The organism is Vibrio sp. B1Z05, assembly GCF_052955985.1.
On sequence record NZ_CP130464.1, the window covers coordinates 490,323 to 509,731 of the forward strand.

A 19,409-nucleotide genomic window follows, 5' to 3' on the forward strand; every position below is an offset into this window, starting at 1 on the left:
ATAAACTTTGTTTATCGGATTTTTTATTGCCTATTTAACTTCTAATTCAATTGATTACCTAAATAACTGATCAATCAACCATATCATCTATGTATGGAAAGCGTTTTGTAAAAGACTGTTCAATTTTTGTATAGTTAAGGCACAGATCTGTCATTTCGTTGTCAATATTGGCGTTGGATTTGGAACGCATGACGGTTTGGGAGTATAGTGACACAATTCCAGTTAAAACATGTTGTACTCTTTGAGAACTTTACTTCTATTCATCAGCTTACTGCTAGTAAGCCCTGTATTAATGGCGAAAACACTGCCCCAAAGATTAGATGCTTTGGTGGGTTTGTTCGTCTTTAAAGATGCTAAAGATGTGTACGATATGCAGGTCATCCAAGCGGATTTTCCTACCGCTTTAATTGACCCAAATTCTATGTTGCCGCAAACCAGCAAGTATCCGTTAAAGGATATTCAATTGCTGTATCGTTTGGAGCAAAACTGCAAAGGAAAGTTGCCTCTTAGCCCGGTAGTTACCGAGCCATTGGTGTTTACGCGAGCCATGTGTCGCGGTACCAAACTGCCATTAAAATGGTTTGCTCGTTCAAACCCCATTCATCCAGGGGGCGGTACGTATGCGGCTCGCTATGTAAAAGCGCATCCAGAGCTCGCTAAAGAGCTTGAGCCTTACATGCACATCAGTGAGAGAAAATTAGCTGAGCCAGGCACTTTGCTTGGTCGCTTGCAAGTGATGCACAGTGATGGCATTGCCTCGTTATTATCGGGTGCGCCTATGTTCTTACAAGACAAAGAATTTTGGCTTCGTAAGGGCGATAGTTACTTTGTGTTTGATATTAAAGCGCTAGAGCAAAATGCGACCCAAGCCGAGTTGAGTTTTATGCCCATTTCTCAAGTGAGCGAATGTTTCTTCGAACGAGGTAATATTTGTTGGAAGCAACATGATAATAGCCACCTTATCAAGAACTTAGTCTATGTGTTAGTGTTCTTGAACGTCACCCTGATTGTCGGTTGGTCTATCTATCGCTGGAACAGCAAGCGCGAAGAAATGCGCAGTCGCATGTTAATATTACAGATCTTAACTCATGAGTTACGCACGCCGATTGCCAGTTTATCTATGACGGTTGAAGGCTTTCGTCGTGAATTTGAACGCTTACCGGAATCGGTATATGACGAGTTTAGGCGTTTGTGTGAAGACTCACGAAGGTTACGTCAGTTAGCTGAGGCGAGTAAAGATTATCTGCAGTCGGATAATCAAGCACTAGCAACTGAGCATCTGCCGTCGATGCAAGAATGGCTCGAATATAAAGTAGAAAATTATCCCGGTGACGTTGAGCTGAAACTGGACAAAGACATTGAAGTGCAAATCAATATTTATTGGCTAGGTACGTGTATCGATAACTTGGTCAACAACGCTATTAAGTACGGTGTAGGTAAAGTAAAACTTTACGTACATAGAAGTGATAATACGCTCACTATTGAGGTTCAAGACCAAGGTCAACTCAGCGCTAAAGATTGGAAGCAAGTACGCAAACCTTTCGTTAGCGAAGCTGGCTTAGGCTTAGGCTTGACCATTGTTGAATCTATGGTGGGCAGAATGGGGGGCAAGATGAAACTTATCGGCCCACCGACAAAATTTGTGATGGAGATCCCTTGTGGAACAGACACTACTACTCGTTGAAGATGATAAAAACTTGGCCGATGGCCTGCTAGTGAGCTTAGAACAAGCTGGCTACACCTGTCTGCATTCTGAAACTATTGCTGCGACGACTGAGTTATGGTCAAAAGCAGATTTGGTTATTTTAGACAGACAATTACCCGATGGTGATTCCATTTCACACCTTGCGGAGTGGAAAGCAATCAAACCAGTGCCGGTTATTCTATTAACGGCGCTCGTGACCGTAAAAGATAAAGTATCTGGCCTTGATGCTGGTGCAAACGATTATCTGACCAAACCATTTGCAGAAGCTGAGCTATTTGCTCGTATTCGCGCAAACTTACGCGTGGTTGATGGTGAGTCACAATTTGATGATTCAAAAGTAACCACAGACAGCTTAGTGATTGATAAAGCAACGCGTGAAGTGTATTACCACGATGAAAGTATTTCACTAACTCGTACCGAGTTTGATTTGCTTATGTTCCTAGCTAGCAATCTTGGTCGTGTATTCACTCGTGACGAATTGTTGGATCACGTATGGGGTTATAACCATTTCCCAACAACGCGTACGGTTGATACTCACGTACTGCAACTGCGTCAAAAACTGCCGGGTATCGATATCGAAACCTTACGTGGCGTTGGTTACAAGATGAAAAGCTAATGAAGCGATTGTTAGCGACGTTATTGTTATTACCGCTTGCCACGCCAGTAACGGCGAATGCCCAGTGGTTTGAAGAAAATAATATCGTTACGCAAATGCATCAAAAACTGTTAGAAGATGATCTCAATGGAATGTTTGAGCTCATGGTACAAGTGTGGCAACAGGAATCGACCGATAGCCTAGCGTCGCACTTGGATTCATTGCTAAAACAAGCCACGGAAAAAGACTGTGGCAAAAGCTTAATCGCTGAGGGCTTCCCAAGTTGGATTGACTCAATCACTATCGAGAAAGTGTCACTGCAACGACCTGGTCGATTGTCGAACAAACTGGCTTTGAATATTTTGACTGATAAACCATTGGTTTCGGTCAAACTGATCGCATGGCCAGATTCGAGCATCTCGAATAACGTTATCGATCAACGCAGCTACCAAGAAACCACCGACGATAACCGTACCTTGCAACATACCGAAGCAACGTACAGTTTAAATAAGCCATTAAAATCAGGTTTGTACCAGCTTGTTTTAGAAGATAATGCGCAACAACTTTGGACGCATTGGTTAATTATGAGCGATGCTGACCCTGTGCACGTGGTGCGTTGGGATTCTCAAGACAGTTGGACGGTCGATAAAAAGCGATTGCTGAATCGTTACTGTCCATTGCCTGTGCAAAAAGTTACGGTCTATGACTATAAGGATGGCAAGTACAATACGGTTTGGAATAAGTCGTATGAATCTACCTATCCTGTTAGACTACCTGCCAACGCAGTACCGCCAAATCGTTATGTTGTAAGCGTCTCGATGACACAATCACAATGGCAAGGCCCAATCCTGTTTCAGGACAAGCGTATAATCAGTAAGACTGTCGACTTCGCAGACGAGTAGGGCAGAACCAAAGGAAACACTATGTTTGATGATTTACCTCCGCTGACTCACGAAGAGCAGCAGAAAGCGGTTGAACGCATTCAAGAACTAATGGCTAATGGCATGAGTACCGCCCAAGCGATTAAGCAAGTAGCCGAAGATATTCGTAAAGAGTTCAAAAAAGACCAAGAGCAGTAATGCTCTTGTTTTTTAGGCTCCTGACGCACTATAACTAAATATATTTAAAGGTGTAAATTGGCTTAATCTATGAAAAAGGCATAGAATCTGCATGAAAAAAGTTGAGCCAAAATAATGAGTTATATCTTATTTATGTTGTTTATCAATGGCTTATTGTATTTAGTGAACATGCGGTTTCGTTCGAGGCTTTTCAATGACTATGTCGTCAGTATTTTATGCTGTATGAGGTTTGTTGTTCGAAATGACGATAAGAACGAGCGTAATAAAGACACAAAACACGCTATTTGACATGAAATAAAACAGCCGGATAGATAAAGGGAGTTGGGTTATTCACCTGATTTAGGTCATTGGCAACACCTAGTAAAAGAACTGCTTGTGTGACATTGTCACTAACAATGTATCGAATCCATGTGTAAGCCATGTATGTAAATTCCTTTGTTATGTGTGGAAAGCAAGAGCAACCTTAAACCATGCTTGAGATACGGCTACGGTAGTTATTTCATTGCTCTCAAGAGTGTGTTGTGCGAAGGCATTTGATTAGTTTTCGAAGAGATGAACTTTAGAATGATTGGAAAGCGACATGCAGGTTTCAGATCTATGTTTATGAGATATTGGAACGGACGTAATCGAGTTTTTGTTATATGTTGGCTTTAGTCATAAAATCCGACGGTACTGGTTATATATACAGTTAAATTATAGTGGAAGTACTAAATTAACATTTGCATTTTATGTCAATCCAATTTAAAAATGTCCCTCTATTTTTCTAATTAGAAATGTCACTTTTTAAAGATTGACTATTCTTTGGTATTGGAGGATTTGAATAACTCAGGATTGGTTAGAACTGGATTAATAGCCCTGAGTTGTTCTTTTAAAGCTCGTTGTTGGGCTTTTCGTCTTGGTGATTTTTTACTTCTACTGCGTTTTTGTTGTTCATCAAAGTCATCTTGTTTTTGCTTAGCAAACTTCAGTACATTGCCTAAACGTTTGTTATCGACTATTTGAGCTTGATTTACATTTTCTAACTTATCGAAGATTTTGAAGTTAAGCTTTTTGTAGCCATAACAAATGGCAATATGTCCATCTGGATAGTCGAGTACTTTCACTGTTTCATGAACCAATCGAGCGTTTTCTTCAGTGTTTTCAATTAGGTAAACAACCTTGTCATACTGGAATGTCAGTGCATTTGAGAGCTTTCTTGTTTCTTGCCAACTAAAGATATCATCAAGTTCTTCAGAAGATTCGCGAACCTTACGGTGCATGTCTTTTGGGTAGTTTGCAGGCTTACTAAAACGGCGGTTAAAGACGTCAATAAAGTAGGGCAACCATGTATTAGCTTCCTCAATGGTATTAATACCTTGTAGTCTCATTTCCTTAACTAAACGATCTTGAAGCGTCAAATTAGCTCGCTCAACACGGCCTTTAGCTTGAGAGCTATTAGCACATATTAACTCAATGCCAAGCTCTCTAAGAATACGGCCATATTGCGTTTCACCAACACGTTTATGTTTTTCTTGATTTACACGAAATATCGAGTGTTTATCGCTGTAGAACGCAACTGGTTTTCCGTGTTCATTCAGGTATTCACGAGTCGCAAGCATATAGTCAAATGCAGACTCAGTTTCACTGAAACGAAGGTTCATTAGGCGACCAGTGGCATCGTCAATAAACACCAGAAGACAACACTTATCACTGCGTCCTTCAAACCAGTCATGGTGAGAGCCATCAATTTGAATTAGTTCACCAAGGCAATCTCGACGATAACGTGGTTGGTAAACTCGGGGCTTACGTTGAGAATGAGGGATCCAGAGGCCATCAGCTATCATCCATTGCCGTAAAGTTTCAACAGATACTCGGAGGTTATGGATTTCAGATAATTTTTCATGAGCCAACGAAGGACCAAAATCAGGATAATACTGAGTAATAGTATCTAAAATATAACTTCGATAATCCGATGGGAGTTTATTATTGCTGGGTTTACCTCGTGACTTATGAGACAAACCGGCTGCGCCATATTGGCGTAGCCGATTCATCAGACGTTGAACTTGTCTAACACTAAGATTTAAAAGTTCAGCCGCATCAATACGGCGGAGTCGGCGTTCACATACATCTTGAATTACTTTAAGACGATCGATTTCATTATCACTCATAGCTATCAACATTCCTAAGCCTCCAAAACTAAGTCAGAGATTAAAACGATAGTTCAAGACTCAGTTATAGTGACATTTTAACTTTGATAAAAAGTGACATTACAACTTTGGACTTACACTTGTAGTGCGTATTATCAATGTTATGTTAAATGGGGTTTATTAGAACCATCAACTTCTTGTACTTCTCTAGGTTCCTATCCCCTTTTTGCAACGCATACATTATAAAACTCGCTTAGCGTTGTCTTAATCAGTCAGTATTCGAACTTCAATTTACACCATCGTACATGGTGGTGTTAATTTAGATAGGACCGATTACGTACAGAAGGATTAGCTTTGAATCACTATCAAGTAGTTTGTTGGCCTGAAATCGCAGTACTGAATTTGTGTAGGATCTTGTAGCCTGTCGCAATGTATGAACTTTAGGCTTTACGTGGTTAGTTCTTTTGTATCTGCTGCTGCGTATAATTACAAGCATTCGAGAACCCAACAACATTCAATGTTTCTAACCCGCATGCCAGTTGGATTGGAAGTTAATAGTCCAAGATTTTCGCTGATGACTGAATCTAAATGATTTAATCTTTTAAGCGCCAGTCATCAATAGATAGATGAAGCGAATTTGGGTGGATTGTTGGTAGAGGTTAGCTTTGTAATAAACGGTTAGATATTATCAGGCTGCTTACATTACTCGGATTAAAAGCGTTTCCTGTTATCTTTTACCACAAAACAAAGGACTCAGTCGTAAATAGTCTTCTATTTACGACTGAGTGTTTGAAAATATAAAGATTACTTACATCTTCACTTTATACTGCAAATCGCGAGCTTCATCACCGGTCATGCCGCGAAATCCCCAGCAATGTGCAGGTTGTTCTTTGATAGTGATTTCTACATCAATCGGTGAAATACCTAATTCACTTTCGATATCATTAAATAAGGTTTTGATGATATTCTTTTTGGTATCAATTTGACGGCCTTCCATCATATTGATTTCTATCACAGTGTAAGCCGCTGTTCTTCCGCCAGGAAAGAAGAAATCATCTTGGTTCATTGGGATAAAACGATGAGCACGCTTATCGTCGGGCAAACTAAGAGATTTACTCATAGCACATTGAATGATGTCTGACAGTTGTGCTTTGATTGGGTTTAAATGCTCTTTGATGCCGTAAATTACTATCATTGCGTGACCTATTTTTGATGATGTTTATGGAAAAATTAAACGTGATGTGATTTTGTGATCAATGCACGTTTATAGGTGCCGCAATCATACGCTTAATCTAGTGCCTTAATAGTATTACTTTGTTTTTTAATGACTTATGTGATTTTAATATAAGTTTTTGCGTTGGTATTCTACTTTTACATAAACATAACTAGAATTAGTTATAGTGCATTAGTCTTGCTTTTAAAAGCCCAACGTCAATATTGGGCTCAATAGAAATAGGCAATTACGGTGAGTATTAACCGCCAGCAAGTTTTACTGTATGCCCTTTCTTCTCTAAGTGAGCTTTGATCTTATCGCGGCTATCACCTTGTATTTCGATAACGCCATCTTTAACTGACCCGCCACAACCGCATACTTTCTTAAGTTCTGCTGCCATCAGTTTCAGTCCTACATCATCAAGGTCTAAGCCTGTAACCAAACAAACTCCTTTTCCCTTACGACCTTTGGTTTGTCGTTGAATACGGACAATACCATCACCCTTAGGGCGTTCAATTTTTTGCTCTTCAGGCTTAATGCGCCCTACGTCGGTTGAATATACAAGAGACATACGTCTGCCTTATCTTAGAAGTTATAGGGATGATTTTAACACTTAACTCAGCCAATATTCACTATCGGTTTTGCATTACCTAAACAATATTTTTAGTTAACTCTTTCCAATCAATTGGTTAGCGTCTATTATTCGTTTAATTGTATTTAGTTATAGTGCGCTAAAATGAGAAAGAAATGTATTCCAATCACAGATCCTGTACTAAAAAAGCAAAGCTGTGCTCGTTTCAATAACAAAGTGAGCATTGAAGACTTCGATACGCTGACCCAGCGCCAATACAGTCGCAATTCATTGTTATCTATGTATAACGACTGGAATAAGTTTGTTGAGTTCTGCAGGAGTAAAAAAGTCTCTGCTATCGTAGCATCGACGTTGGCTGTGCGGCTGTTTTTGGAAAAACAATCCCAAACGAGTAAATACGCCACTATCAAACGTATGGCGATTACTATTGGTTTAGTGCATAAGTTTCACGAGTTCCCCGACCCTTGTAACCACCGTCAAATTAAAATGTTACTGGCTCAATTGCGCCTAGATAAAAAAGGCGATGCTAAACAGGCTGAAGCATTTAACTCAGAACACCTACATCTTATTCAGCAACAGTTAGACGCAGAAAGTAGCCTGAAGCAATTGCGGGACGCCGCCATATTATCGGTTATGTTTGAGTGTGCGATGAAACGTAGTGAACTAAGAACCTTGCATTTTCATCAACTGACCTTTGATATTATCGATGATAAGCCGATTCAGTTGAGCATCAACGACAACAACTACCAGTTGTCTGAGCAAAGCAGTGAAATCGTTAAGCGTTGGCTGCTAATGTTACCCGAACATTTAGGTCCGGTGTTTCGCCGTATAGACAGACACGGTAATATTGGTGACGAGCCTTTAGATTCATCTTCAATTTATCGGGTATTTAGGAGTGCAGAGACGCAATTAGACATTCCACTGAAGCTGTCCGGTCAATCGGCTCGAGTAGGCGCAACCAAGGAGTTGGCTAAACAAGGTTATAGCGTGCGAGATATTACAGATTTTGGACGTTGGTTAAGCCCTGCAATGCCTGCGCAATATCTTGGTAAACAAGTATTGGCAGACAGTGAAAGACTTAAATTTAAATCGATAAAACCTTGGGATTAAAGTGCAGATTTTACCGCTTGAGCGAGGTAGTCAGAAAAAGAGTGACCGTTGTTGCTGAGCATTTTAGGGAACATTGAAATAGGCGTCATACCTGGGAAGGTATTTACCTCGTTCAAATAGATTTCTCCGTCCTCAGTTAAGAAGAAATCGATTCGAGACAGATCTTTCAAACCCATCTGCACAAAGACTTTGTGTGAGTATTCTTCAATCTTCTGACGTTGGATATCAGTCAGACCTTTAGCTTCGATTTCAGTAGTTGAATGGCTATCAGAGCTGTATTTCTCTTCATAAGAATAGAAGGTACCCGATGGCGCAATCACTTCACCTGGAGCGGTAATGTACAGCTTACCTTGGTATTGATAAGCGGCAACTTCGAGCTCTCTCGGTTTCACCGCTTTCTCAACCAACACTTGTTCAGAATAGTTAAATGCATCATCCACCGCGCGTTGTAACTCTGATGATTCCGTTACCTTGTAACAACCAACAGAAGAACCTTGACGTGCTGCTTTGACAAATAAAGAACCCCAAGTATCAAGGGCTTGCTGAGTCTTTTCGATACTTTTTGAACTATTTTCTGTTAGGAACAAATACGGCGTATTTTCTACGCCAATAGCGTCATACCAAAGCTTAGAGGTGATTTTATTAAAACTGTTGCTACTTGCTTCAGGCCCACACCCAAAATAAGGAATACCAGCAAGTTCAAACAGAGATTGAATATCACCGGTTTCGCCCGGGTAGCCATGAATACAAGGCACGATGTAATCGATATTCGACCTTGCACCGCCAACAACCAAATCTCCAGAATGAATATCTAAATAGCATTCTTGCTTATCATTGTTAAGCCATGAATTATTAACGATTTCTACGCGAATCACCTTGAATTCGCTGGTGAGTTCTAATTGTTGCTGCACATAATCAGCGGAAACTAAAGACACCTCATGCTCTGAAGAACCACCACCACAAAGCAAAAGAATATTAATGTTCGACATCTTGATAAACCCAATAGATCTTATACGTAATTATTTTAACAGCAAAAAGTGATCGGTTGCTGCCAATTCTTTGTCAGTAAAATTCTTAACAAATGGTTGTAGCTTTTGTAGACGCTCAGGTAGTGCGGCAACGGCCGCTTTAGCATGATCATAATCGGCATAGTCACCCATTACGACTGAGTAAACCACTTTGTCATTGATAGTTTTAGTTTGTACCCAAAGCGTAGAATCAGCTTTCAGTTGCTCGGCGAATGCTTGTGCTTTTGTTTTGTCAGAAAGCGTTGCCAATTGGATTGAGAAACCTTTACTAGGGGCATTTAATGACGCAGTTTCAACCTCAGGCACTGCAGTTGAAGCAGTTAAAGCAGTTGATTCTACACTGTCGCCTTCTTGGGCATCCGTCATCGGTTTTGCATTGGTAGTCATGTTATCCGCAGTCGCATTATCTGTAGTAACATTACTTGTGCTCGTATCTTGTGCAATTGGCGTCACTACAGGCGTCAAATCTTGCTCTTCAATCTGAGGTTTTTTTGCATCCACTTCAGCTTGAGTTGTTTGATAATTCTCTTGATAACTTTCCGATTGTATATCTGTTTCGTATTCGCTTGAGCTACATGCCGCTAACAACAAAGCAAGTGAAACTATCGCCGTTTTTTTCATCATAATTCTCATTCACACTCGGTTATCAAAATCATGCCCATCATCCCTTGCATAATCAAGGAAAAGCCTTGCTCTAAGTGCAATTAGACGTGATCAAAAGCTCACTTTTCAGCCTTAATGCTATAAACAGGTTAAATTTGTCACACTGATGATGTAAACAGCTTTAAAATTAAACAGATACTTCTTTTAGGACACACATTTATGAGCCCTATGGATTCATTGTTTAACCCAAGAGCCATCGCCATTATCGGAGCGTCAAATAAACCCATGTCTCCAGGAAAAGTGATGGTCGATAACCTCCTTCATTCTGGATTTAATGGCACAGTGTTGCCCGTCAACCCTAAACATACCTCTGTATCTGGCGTGCTGTGTTATCCCAATATCGACTCCTTGCCCCTGACGCCAGAATTGGCAATCATTTGTGTGGACCATCAAGAATTGCCTTCTTTATTTACAGATTTAGATGACAAAGGGATTCGCGCGGTCATTTTAATCGCCAATTCGTTGTTTGATGAGCAGCAACACCAAGCCCTAAAACAGCAAGCCAAATTGCACAATATCCGCATTGTGGGGCCAAACAGCTTAGGCTTGTGTATGCCTTGGGCTTCTATTAATGCCTCTTTGTCACCAGTTAAGGTACTACCGGGTAAAATCGCGTTTATTTCTCAATCGGCAGCCATCGCCACAACCGTACTGGATTGGGCGAATGACAAACAAATTGGCTTTTCAGCCTTTGTTTCCATTGGCAGTATGGCCGATGTTGGCATAGCGGAAGTCATTGATTATTTGAGTATGCACAGTAAAACTGAGGCTATCTTGCTGTATGTAGAACATATTCAAGACGCAAGGCGCTTTATGTCAGCGGCGCGCGCCGCGTCACGCAACAAGCGAGTTTTAGTGTTAAAAGGAGCACGTTCCGAGGTAGGAAAAGAACTCTCCATGCTCCATCACGGCGGTAGCAAGTCTTTGAATGTGGTTTATGACTCAGCATTTGATCGCTGTGGATTACTTAGGGTGCATTCTACCCACGAACTGTTCGCGGCAGCTGAAACCCTCACCCATTCTATTCCGCTGAAAGGTAAACGCTTAGCCATGATAAGCAACGGCTCTGGCCCTGCAGTCATTGCCAGTGACGTACTGCAACACCTTGGTGGAAAGTTAGCTGAGTTTTCTGATGAGATTCTAGGGAAACTAAAAATCGTGTCCAACGAATGTGCTGTTAACCCAATCGATTTATCAGGGGACTGGCAAAGTAGCAAGTTATTAAAAGCATTTACACTGCTGTTAGACAGCAAAGACATCGACGCTATCTTAGTGCTCTACAGCCCATCAGCCATTTCTGATCCTCTCAGTACCGCTTCGCAGCTTCTTGAGATTTACCGCAAACACCCAAACAGAAAACGGATCAATTTATTAACCAACTGGCTCGGTGAAACCTCGGCAAAACAAGCGCGCAGTTTGTTTTCCAAACATGGCATCCCTACGTATCGAACGCCGGAAAGCAGTATAATGGCGTTTATGCATTTGGTGCGCTATCGTGCTAGCCAAGTTCAATTGATGGAAACGCCTTTATCAATCGAGCATATCGCGCAAGCCGGAATTAAAGCAAAAACCCTATTGCAACAACAAGCCGAGCCTGAACTCAGCATCGATAAAATAGCGCAGTTATTGGATTGCTACCAAATTCCTACGCTTAGCCATGAAAGTTCTAAAGAGGCAACGATAAGCTTGCACCTTAACTGTGACCCTACCTTTGGACCAGTAATTTTACTGGGTAACGAGCAACAGCTTAATGACCAACACTGTGTGGCTGGGTTTCCGCCCTTAAACGATAAACTCTCTAAACTGTTGATCAAGAGCGCACTGCAGCGACGTAAAATATCCCCCATTTCAAACACACAATTTGAGTCATTAACACAAACATTAGTCCGTTTTTCTCAGCTCATCGTTGACCAAAACGGTATAGAATCAATGCATCTCAATGTCAGTTTTAATCATCTTGGGCATTGCCAAATCACCCCAATCCACACTCGTATTAATCATTTAATCGAGCGCCCTCTGGCAATACTGCCGTATCCCATTGAGCTCGAATCAACCGTTACCCTAAAAGACAACACCCAACTACTATTGCGCCCAATCCGCCCTGAAGACGAACCATTACATGCGCAGTTTATTAATAATGTCAGTAAGGAAGATCTTTATAAGCGATTTTTCAGTGACGTCGGTGAGTTTGATCATCAAGCTCTCGCCAATCTCACTCAAATTGATTACGACCGTGAAATGGCCTTAGTGCTGGTGAACGGTAAGCAAATCTTAGGTGTGGTGCGAGCCATTACCGATATTAGAATCAATAGCGCCGAATTTGCGGTACTGATTCGCTCAGATATGAAAGGCAAAGGACTTGGGCGGATATTGATGCAATCCATCATCGATTATTGTAAACATAAAGGTATACAACGTATTGATGGGATGACGATGCCATCAAATAAAGGCATGGTCACCTTGTCGCAAAAATTAGGGTTTTCAGCCAAAGTAGATTTTGCAGAAGGCGTTGTTGAGATGGAGCTTAATTTGTAACGGCAAATTCTGTTTAAAGAAGTCACCTTTCACATACTAAAAAGCCAACTCATTTGAGTTGGCCTGCGTATTTTGCAATCAAAAAGACAAACAAAAACTGGATTATTGCAAAATAATCGCAGTTATTTGTTGGCTTTGATTTCTTTAATCACCATTATCGTTGAAGCAGCAATAAATGTGACGATTAGCGCTAGTTCCATATTTCTTCCACCAGTTATCAGTACGTTGCGTTAAAGATATAAATCTCAACGCAATTGTAACAACTAGTAAGAGAATGTATAGCCTTTATTCGGATTTATTCAGGGTAACCCTTCGGATTTTCCGATTGCCAGCGCCAGGTATCTTCGGTCATCTGTTGCAAAGTGCGGTTTGCCTTCCAACCTAACTCGTTTTCAGCCTTGGCAGGATCGGCCCAACACTCCGCAATATCACCCGGTCTGCGCGGGGCAATTTTATAAGCAATGGTCTTTCCGCTTGCTTGTTCAAAGGCTTTTACCATATCAAGTACACTGGAACCATTACCGGTACCTAAATTGAAAATATGCAATCCAGACTTAACGCCAACGCGCTGTAGTGCGGCAATATGACCATCCGCTAAATCCATCACATGGATGTAATCACGCACGCCAGTGCCATCAGGTGTTGGGTAATCATCACCAAATACCGATAGATACTCACGACGTCCAACGGCAACTTGCGAGACAAATGGCATCAAATTATTTGGAATACCTTGTGGATCTTCGCCTAATTGACCGCTTGGGTGAGAGCCCACAGGATTGAAGTAGCGCAGTAAAGTGATGCTCCACTCTGGATTTGCCTGTTGGAAATCCGTTAAACACTCTTCCACCATAAGTTTACTGCGACCATAAGGGTTGGTCGCACTGGTTGGGAAATCTTCAGTAATTGGCACCGTATGCGGGTCGCCATACACAGTCGCAGATGAGCTAAATACTAAACGGTTCACGCCAGCATCACGCATTGCATCTACAAGTACTAGTGTGCCATTCACATTGTTATCGTAATACTCTAATGGCTTAGCCACTGATTCACCGACTGCTTTCAATCCTGCAAAATGGATCACAGCATCAATATCGTATTGCTTCAGTGTTTTGACCAATAGCGCTTTATCGCGAATATCGCCTTCAACAAATTCAACCGTCTGCCCTGTTACCAAGCGGATACGCTGATTCACACTGGCCTTACTATTGTATAAATTATCAAAAATCACAGGCGTGAAGCCTGCTTCTAAAAGCTGAATGCAGGTATGGCTACCGATATAGCCCATACCGCCAGTTACAAGTACTTTCATGAGTTTCGCCAACTGAGTTATTTACGCGTCAGATTACCTTATTTTAGCCCTTTTGAAAATTTGTCAGGCGTTAAATTATGGTGAAGATTATCGGTTATCAATCAAAAATCCGTTTTATATCAAATGGATTTATAAAGGCAAATTGCTATTATCGAGTTTGTTTAATGAGGCGCAACAACATAAAGTTGCTTATGCCACGCGTTATACTTGCGCTAAGTGCTTTAAAAAGGAGATAAACAATGAAACTCAATTGTGATGTCGGTGAGAGCTTTGCTTCATGGAGCAAGGGCGATGATCAACTGATCATGCCCTACCTCGATATGGCCAACATTGCCTGCGGTTTTCACGCCTCCGACCCTGATACCATGTCCCAGACTGTCGCTTTAGCAAAAGCGCATAATGTTTCTATCGGTGCACATCCTGGATACGCCGATCTGCAAGGTTTTGGGCGCCGTTCAATTGCGCATACTCAACAGCAAATCGTACACCTCACTCTTTATCAAGTAGGCGCATTGCAAGGGATCTGTCGCCTGCACCACACGCAAGTTGATTACATCAAACCCCACGGTGCACTCTACAACGATATGATGCAAGACATTGGGCTTTACAGCGCCATGCTACAAGCGGCCAGTATCCTCAATTTACCGTTAATGATATTGGCTACCGAACGCAGTGATTATGTGCAATTAGCCAAGCGAGCAAATGTCACTTTGATTCATGAAGGGTTTGCTGACCGACGCTATGGCGCCAACAAACAACTTGCGCCTCGCTCTTTGTCTGGCGCTGTGCTTGAAGACGTTAAGCAAGTCGAGTACCAAGCAAAAGCAATGCTCAATAAACACACTTTTAAAAGTATCGACCAACAAGATATTCGTTTGCATGCCGATTCTATATGTCTACATGGCGACAATGCCAACGCACTTGTTTTCGCAAAATGCCTGCGCAGCTTAATTGACGGCCAGCAATAATGAATGATCCCAAAGCCGCTATCTACTCAGCAACTAAGATACCTAGCCTTGATATACCTACTATTGCGCGCGTCGGCGAATGTTGCCTGTTAATTGAATTTGCGCAAAACATTACGCCCACGCTGCCAGCTGTGATAAATAGCGCAGTACAACGCATCAACCAAACACTGGTACCTGCGCCAATCAATTGCATTCCTTCTTACACAACTCTATTACTGGAGTTTTCGCCGCTGAGTTTTAATTGGGCACACATTACAACCCAGCTTACCAGTTTACTGGCAGAACAAACGGCAACAGATAAATGCACTGCGCACCCCATTATTGAAGTCCCCGTTTATTACGGAAAATCAGTAGCATTAGACGCCGAGCGCTACCAACGCCTGACAGAGCTTTCATTATCAGAAATTCAAACGCTACACAGCAGTGTTATCTACCAAGTGTACGCCCTTGGTTTTTCGCCAGGCTTTGCTTTTATGGCCGATGTGCCTAAAGCTTTGCAACTTCCGCGTTTAGATTCCCCGCGAGCGGTTGTGCCACAAGGCAGCGTCGCAATTGCGGGGCCACAAACTGCAGTTTACCCGCAAGCCAGCCCCGGAGGATGGAATGTCATTGGCAGAACGCCAATCGAACTGTATACACCCAATAAACCGTCGATGACACTACTGTCTGCAGGCGATCAGGTGCGCTTTGTGCCTATCACAAAAGCTGAGTTTAAATTGCTCGGAGGCGCGCTCTAAATTGCACAAGATAATGACAATTTTAAAAGCCAGTCCACAAACTGGCATTCAAGATGGCGGCCGGTTTGGATTTGCACATTTAGGTATCACCCAAGGTGGTGTCGCCGACGAATACTCCTACCACTGGGCAAATAAGCTGTTAGGCAATCCATTTGCGAGTGCAGTTATTGAAGTGACATTAGGCGGTTTTGAAGCCGTGATACATCAAGACACCCACATTGCGATAACCGGAGCCACCAGCCCTGTGTTATTAGACGAGGTGGTTACCTCGACATGGCGATGCATTAAGGTCAAAAAAGGCCAGCATCTTTCCATTCCGCTACCTCGCAATGGTTTGCGCCACTATATTGCCCTGCCCGGCGGTATAGACGCTCCAACGCACCATCGCAGTCTCGCTACCGTACACAAAGAAGGATTAGGTGGCTTGCAAAGCAATGGCGATCACTTAACCAAAGGCGACCTTATTTACGCTCGCTTACCAGACGCAAACAACGCCAAACAAGTTGCGGTCGCTGCGAGGTACATCCCAAAATTCAAACCTTCACACAGCACTAATCTCAATGTCATATTAGGGTCTCAGTATCGTACTTTTAGTCCGCAAGCATTGGATGAGTTGTTTCATTCTCAATATTGCGTTGGCACACAAAGCAACAAAATGGGATATCAAATGTCGGGTAACGCAGTCGACTCGCCAAAGCAACATTTGATTTCAGAGGCTATCTCTTTAGGGGCGATTCAAATTCCGCCCAACGGGCAACCCATAATTATGCTTTGTGAAAGACAGACCATTGGCGGCTATCCGAAAGTAGGAAATGTCGCGCGAATGGATCTTGGGAAACTCACGCAACTTAAGCCTGGAGCCAAAGTTAACTTTGTTAAAAGTGATGTAGATAAATGTATGCTTGAATACACACAATGGTTAAGGTTTTTCCAAAATACAACCTCGTGATAACAGGCAAAATAATCAAAAAAATTCTTGACCTGTTTCCAAAGAAATCGCGTTGCATTGATATTGTGAATAACGATGTTTCGCAATCCTTGAATAGCTATAGCCTAAGACCAGATCCCCTTAATTTCAGTAAAAACTTATCCAAGTAGTTATCCACAATTCGTGTGGATAACCGAATCCGAAGAAATCGACTTAGTGACAAACATTGTGTTGTTTATAACTATCAATAGTGGAGATATAGTCCCCACTATTGATAGGCTAATGTGTGATGAATAACGAAAACTCAACATAAAAAATGCCATACACAGCGTGTACCTACACACATTTCATCAATATCGCTCTGTTACAGAGCACCATTTTTCACAGGTTGTAACAACTGATTTATCAAGCTGTTAACTACTAAACCTAACACAACAAAGGTCAGCAGCGGTAAAGCAAGCCATAGCTGTGGATGAATACGAGCAGGCAAATCAAATCCCCAATACAATAATCCACTCACGCTTGCCTCCGCACCAATACTGGCTACGACACCTGCGATCAGCGCCATCAGACCGTATTCACACCATAATGTGGATGAAATTCGTTTCTTGCTTGCACCTAATGTGCGATACAGGCGGATCTCTAACTGCCGCTGTGAAATACTTAATCTTAATAAGGTAAATATCAGCAATAATCCGGCTACCACCCCAAGTCCGGCTAAAACAGTAATCGACCAGACAATTTGCGACAATAAAGATTGAATTTTGTCACCCATGATACGAATATCGAGCAAACTAACCGTAGGATATTGCGCTGACAGTGCTTGCACCATAGCGTCATTTTCCGGCTCAATTCGATAAGAGACCATAAATGCGCCCGGCATCTTATCAGCGTATTTAGGTGAGAAAATAAAATAAAAATTCGGCTTCATTTCGCGCCATTCGACTTTGCGGATGCTATTGACCACCGCCAACACCGTTTGCCCGCTAATAGAAAAGCCCAACTCATCACCCAGTTTAAGACCTAATGCCTGTGCCACTTCTGATTCAACCGACACTCCATTATCACTGCCCCATGAGCCGCTAAGGGTGTCGTTATAATCCGGTAATTGCTGTGCCCACGTCAAATTAAGCTCACGGCGCACCGCATCAGTTTCTTGATGCTCTTCGGAGACTTGCTTAGCATCGCGACCATTTACCGTAACCAAGCGACCGCGAATAATAGGATAAGCTTGCGAACGCTCAATATTATCTTGATCTAATTGCTTTAAATAATCGTCAACTTCATAAGGGGCAATATTGATAGCAAACGCATTTGGCGCGTTTTCCGGTAAAGTGTTTCGCCAATCCCCTAATAAATCGGTTCTTACTAGCCAAACAATGGCCAGTAACATCAGCGATAGTGCCAGTGCACCAAATTGCAAACCACTGGCAAGTGATGAGCGATTTAGCCGACTGACCGCCAGCGCCATAGCCGGCGAAAGTTTCAGTTTACCAATGCTCTTTGAAATCAACACCGCCACTAATGCCAACACCGAAAACAGCAGCAGCATGCCACCCAATACAATCCAAACCAAAGTATTGCTGCCATACGCAATCAACATTGGCACGATAGGCACGGCCACCAGCCATAATGCTTTACTTCTGCCTTGTGTTTCAGGTTGTAAAACCGCACTTGCAGAAGTATTGAGCAAGTTGATCATAGGAATGCCAAGTGCCGGTACACCAATTAATAAGCAAGTGACAATAGACAGCACTGCCGGTGTGACGCCGTAACTTGGTAGTGGATCAGGTAATAAATCCGCCAGAGGGACTCGCAATAACACTTCTAATAAGTAACCAATACTGACCCCAAAGAGTGCGCCGATGACAAACAGCAACAACACCTGAATCATCAGCCAGCGCCCTATCCACTTTTTACTGGCACCGATACTCTTGAGCATAGCCACCGTTTGACGCCGGCCGGCAACATAGTGCTGACAAGTCAATACCAAGGTGGTCGCTGCCATAATCACCACAATTGCCACCGTTAACGACAAGTATTGGGTGGTGCGCGTAAACATGTCGTTAGTACGACTTGGGCTATGTTGATCTCGCCAGCGATCTCCTGAACCTAACGTTATGCCTTGTTTTAACTGCTGTAAATCGGCATTGTCGCCATTAAAATACTGTAGATATCGAACCCGAGAACCAATTTGTAAAGCTCCCGTTTTTTCAATATCGCTGTGATGAATCATCGCCGTTGGCATCTGCTGGAACGGATTAAAGCTCAACCCAGGTTGCTGCTCAATTTCACCACTGACCACAAAATCGGCATCACCAATAGAGACCACATCCCCTATGTTGGCCTCTAATGCCAGCATGGCGCGTTTTTCTAACCACAGTTCGCCTTGCGAGACATGGGATTCAAGGCTCTTCCCCTTAGAAAGCTGTAAATCACCACGCAGTGGATAAGCATCATCCACCGCTTTTACCGTCACGAGCAACATATCTTGGTCACTAAATGCCATAGTGGCAAAACGCACCATTGACGCAGTCTGGATCTGCGGCGGTAATGAATGACGGCTCAGTGTCTCTGGAATTGGGCTATCAGAGCGATATACCAGATCGGCGGTAAGTGCATCCGCGCCCTGCTTCACAATCACTTGTTCCATTCGCTCCGCCAGTGCTGACAGCGCAAACACACAAGCGATGATAAGAGTCAGCGCCACCGAAATTGGCCATAACTGCCCATGACGGATCTCTTTAAAACTCCACGCCAATAAACGGCGATTGAGTTTCGGATTATCAGGAGTCAACGTCTCTAAATGTGCTTGAGTCAT

Annotated in this window: 17 protein-coding genes; 9 read left to right on the forward strand and 8 right to left on the reverse strand. The window is 42.5% G+C overall.

Going from position 1 to position 19,409, the window contains the following annotated elements:
- The first annotated feature begins 229 nt into the window (after positions 1–229).
- Genes vxrA through QV280_RS15060 form a run of 4 tightly spaced genes read left to right on the forward strand, consistent with a single transcriptional unit; the run spans position 230 to position 3,379 of the window.
- Positions 230–1,684, forward strand: a complete 1,455-nt coding sequence (gene vxrA / locus QV280_RS15045; protein ID WP_152820812.1) for a sensor histidine kinase VxrA — start codon at positions 230–232, stop codon at positions 1,682–1,684.
- Entirely contained in the window at positions 1,659–2,321 is a 663-nt protein-coding gene (gene vxrB, locus QV280_RS15050) for a response regulator transcription factor VxrB (RefSeq protein ID WP_023403780.1), read from the forward strand. The genes vxrA and vxrB overlap by 26 nt, the downstream gene beginning before the upstream one ends.
- A complete protein-coding gene (locus QV280_RS15055) occupies positions 2,321–3,202 on the forward strand; it encodes a DUF2861 family protein (RefSeq protein ID WP_023403781.1) in 882 nt (293 codons plus the stop codon). Before vxrB ends, QV280_RS15055 begins: the two co-directional genes overlap by 1 nt.
- Before the next feature lie 21 nt (positions 3,203–3,223).
- Positions 3,224–3,379, forward strand: a complete 156-nt coding sequence (locus QV280_RS15060) for a YoaH family protein (protein ID WP_021713585.1) — start codon at positions 3,224–3,226, stop codon at positions 3,377–3,379.
- Between the two features lie 280 nt (positions 3,380–3,659).
- Here QV280_RS15060 and QV280_RS15065 read toward each other — a convergent pair whose 3' ends face one another.
- The 4 genes from QV280_RS15065 to yciH all read right to left on the reverse strand — a co-directional run bounded on the left by QV280_RS15065 (position 3,660) and on the right by yciH (position 7,289).
- On the reverse strand, positions 3,660–3,800 hold the full coding sequence (locus QV280_RS15065; protein ID WP_156916962.1) for a hypothetical protein: 141 nt from the start codon (positions 3,798–3,800) through the stop codon (positions 3,660–3,662).
- 373 nt (positions 3,801–4,173) lie between these two features.
- The gene (locus QV280_RS15070) at positions 4,174–5,526 is read right to left on the reverse strand and encodes an ISNCY family transposase (protein WP_447026284.1); all 1,353 of its coding nucleotides are present in this window, start codon (positions 5,524–5,526) and stop codon (positions 4,174–4,176) included.
- Positions 5,527–6,313: 787 nt separating this feature from the next.
- Positions 6,314–6,700: a tautomerase family protein gene (locus tag QV280_RS15075; protein ID WP_152822749.1), complete on the reverse strand. Its 387-nt coding sequence runs from the start codon at positions 6,698–6,700 to the stop codon at positions 6,314–6,316.
- A gap of 277 nt (positions 6,701–6,977) precedes the next feature.
- Entirely contained in the window at positions 6,978–7,289 is a 312-nt protein-coding gene (gene yciH, locus QV280_RS15080; RefSeq protein WP_021713801.1) for a stress response translation initiation inhibitor YciH, read from the reverse strand.
- A gap of 165 nt (positions 7,290–7,454) precedes the next feature.
- Here yciH and QV280_RS15085 point away from each other — a divergent pair, with 165 nt between their 5' ends.
- Positions 7,455–8,420 (forward strand): tyrosine-type recombinase/integrase, encoded by a 966-nt coding sequence (locus QV280_RS15085; protein WP_023405339.1) that lies wholly within the window; start codon positions 7,455–7,457, stop codon positions 8,418–8,420.
- Here the strand turns inward: QV280_RS15085 and QV280_RS15090 are convergent.
- Both QV280_RS15090 and QV280_RS15095 read right to left on the reverse strand, forming a co-directional pair.
- The gene (locus QV280_RS15090) at positions 8,417–9,409 is read right to left on the reverse strand and encodes a D-alanine--D-alanine ligase (protein ID WP_152822747.1); all 993 of its coding nucleotides are present in this window, start codon (positions 9,407–9,409) and stop codon (positions 8,417–8,419) included. The genes QV280_RS15085 and QV280_RS15090 overlap by 4 nt on opposite strands.
- A gap of 30 nt (positions 9,410–9,439) precedes the next feature.
- On the reverse strand, positions 9,440–10,072 hold the full coding sequence (locus QV280_RS15095; protein ID WP_253912612.1) for an SPOR domain-containing protein: 633 nt from the start codon (positions 10,070–10,072) through the stop codon (positions 9,440–9,442).
- Positions 10,073–10,270: 198 nt separating this feature from the next.
- On the opposite strand from QV280_RS15095, the gene QV280_RS15100 reads away from it, so the two are divergent.
- Positions 10,271–12,646, forward strand: a complete 2,376-nt coding sequence (locus QV280_RS15100) for a bifunctional acetate--CoA ligase family protein/GNAT family N-acetyltransferase (RefSeq protein WP_152822745.1) — start codon at positions 10,271–10,273, stop codon at positions 12,644–12,646.
- Positions 12,647–12,941: 295 nt separating this feature from the next.
- On the opposite strand, the gene galE is transcribed toward QV280_RS15100, so the two are convergent.
- A complete protein-coding gene (galE, locus tag QV280_RS15105) occupies positions 12,942–13,955 on the reverse strand; it encodes a UDP-glucose 4-epimerase GalE (protein WP_152822743.1) in 1,014 nt (337 codons plus the stop codon).
- Positions 13,956–14,194: 239 nt separating this feature from the next.
- Between galE and QV280_RS15110 the strand changes: the two genes are divergently transcribed.
- From QV280_RS15110 to QV280_RS15120, 3 genes are read left to right on the forward strand one after another with little or no spacing between them, the layout of a single operon-like run.
- Positions 14,195–14,923, forward strand: a complete 729-nt coding sequence (locus QV280_RS15110; RefSeq protein ID WP_023405334.1) for a 5-oxoprolinase subunit PxpA — start codon at positions 14,195–14,197, stop codon at positions 14,921–14,923.
- On the forward strand, positions 14,923–15,660 hold the full coding sequence (gene pxpB / locus QV280_RS15115) for a 5-oxoprolinase subunit PxpB (protein WP_152822740.1): 738 nt from the start codon (positions 14,923–14,925) through the stop codon (positions 15,658–15,660). The genes QV280_RS15110 and pxpB overlap by 1 nt, the downstream gene beginning before the upstream one ends.
- Before the next feature lie 13 nt (positions 15,661–15,673).
- Positions 15,674–16,609: a 5-oxoprolinase subunit C family protein gene (locus tag QV280_RS15120; protein ID WP_253912611.1), complete on the forward strand. Its 936-nt coding sequence runs from the start codon at positions 15,674–15,676 to the stop codon at positions 16,607–16,609.
- 343 nt (positions 16,610–16,952) lie between these two features.
- Here QV280_RS15120 and QV280_RS15125 read toward each other — a convergent pair whose 3' ends face one another.
- The gene (locus QV280_RS15125; protein WP_152822735.1) at positions 16,953–19,409 is read right to left on the reverse strand and encodes an ABC transporter permease; all 2,457 of its coding nucleotides are present in this window, start codon (positions 19,407–19,409) and stop codon (positions 16,953–16,955) included.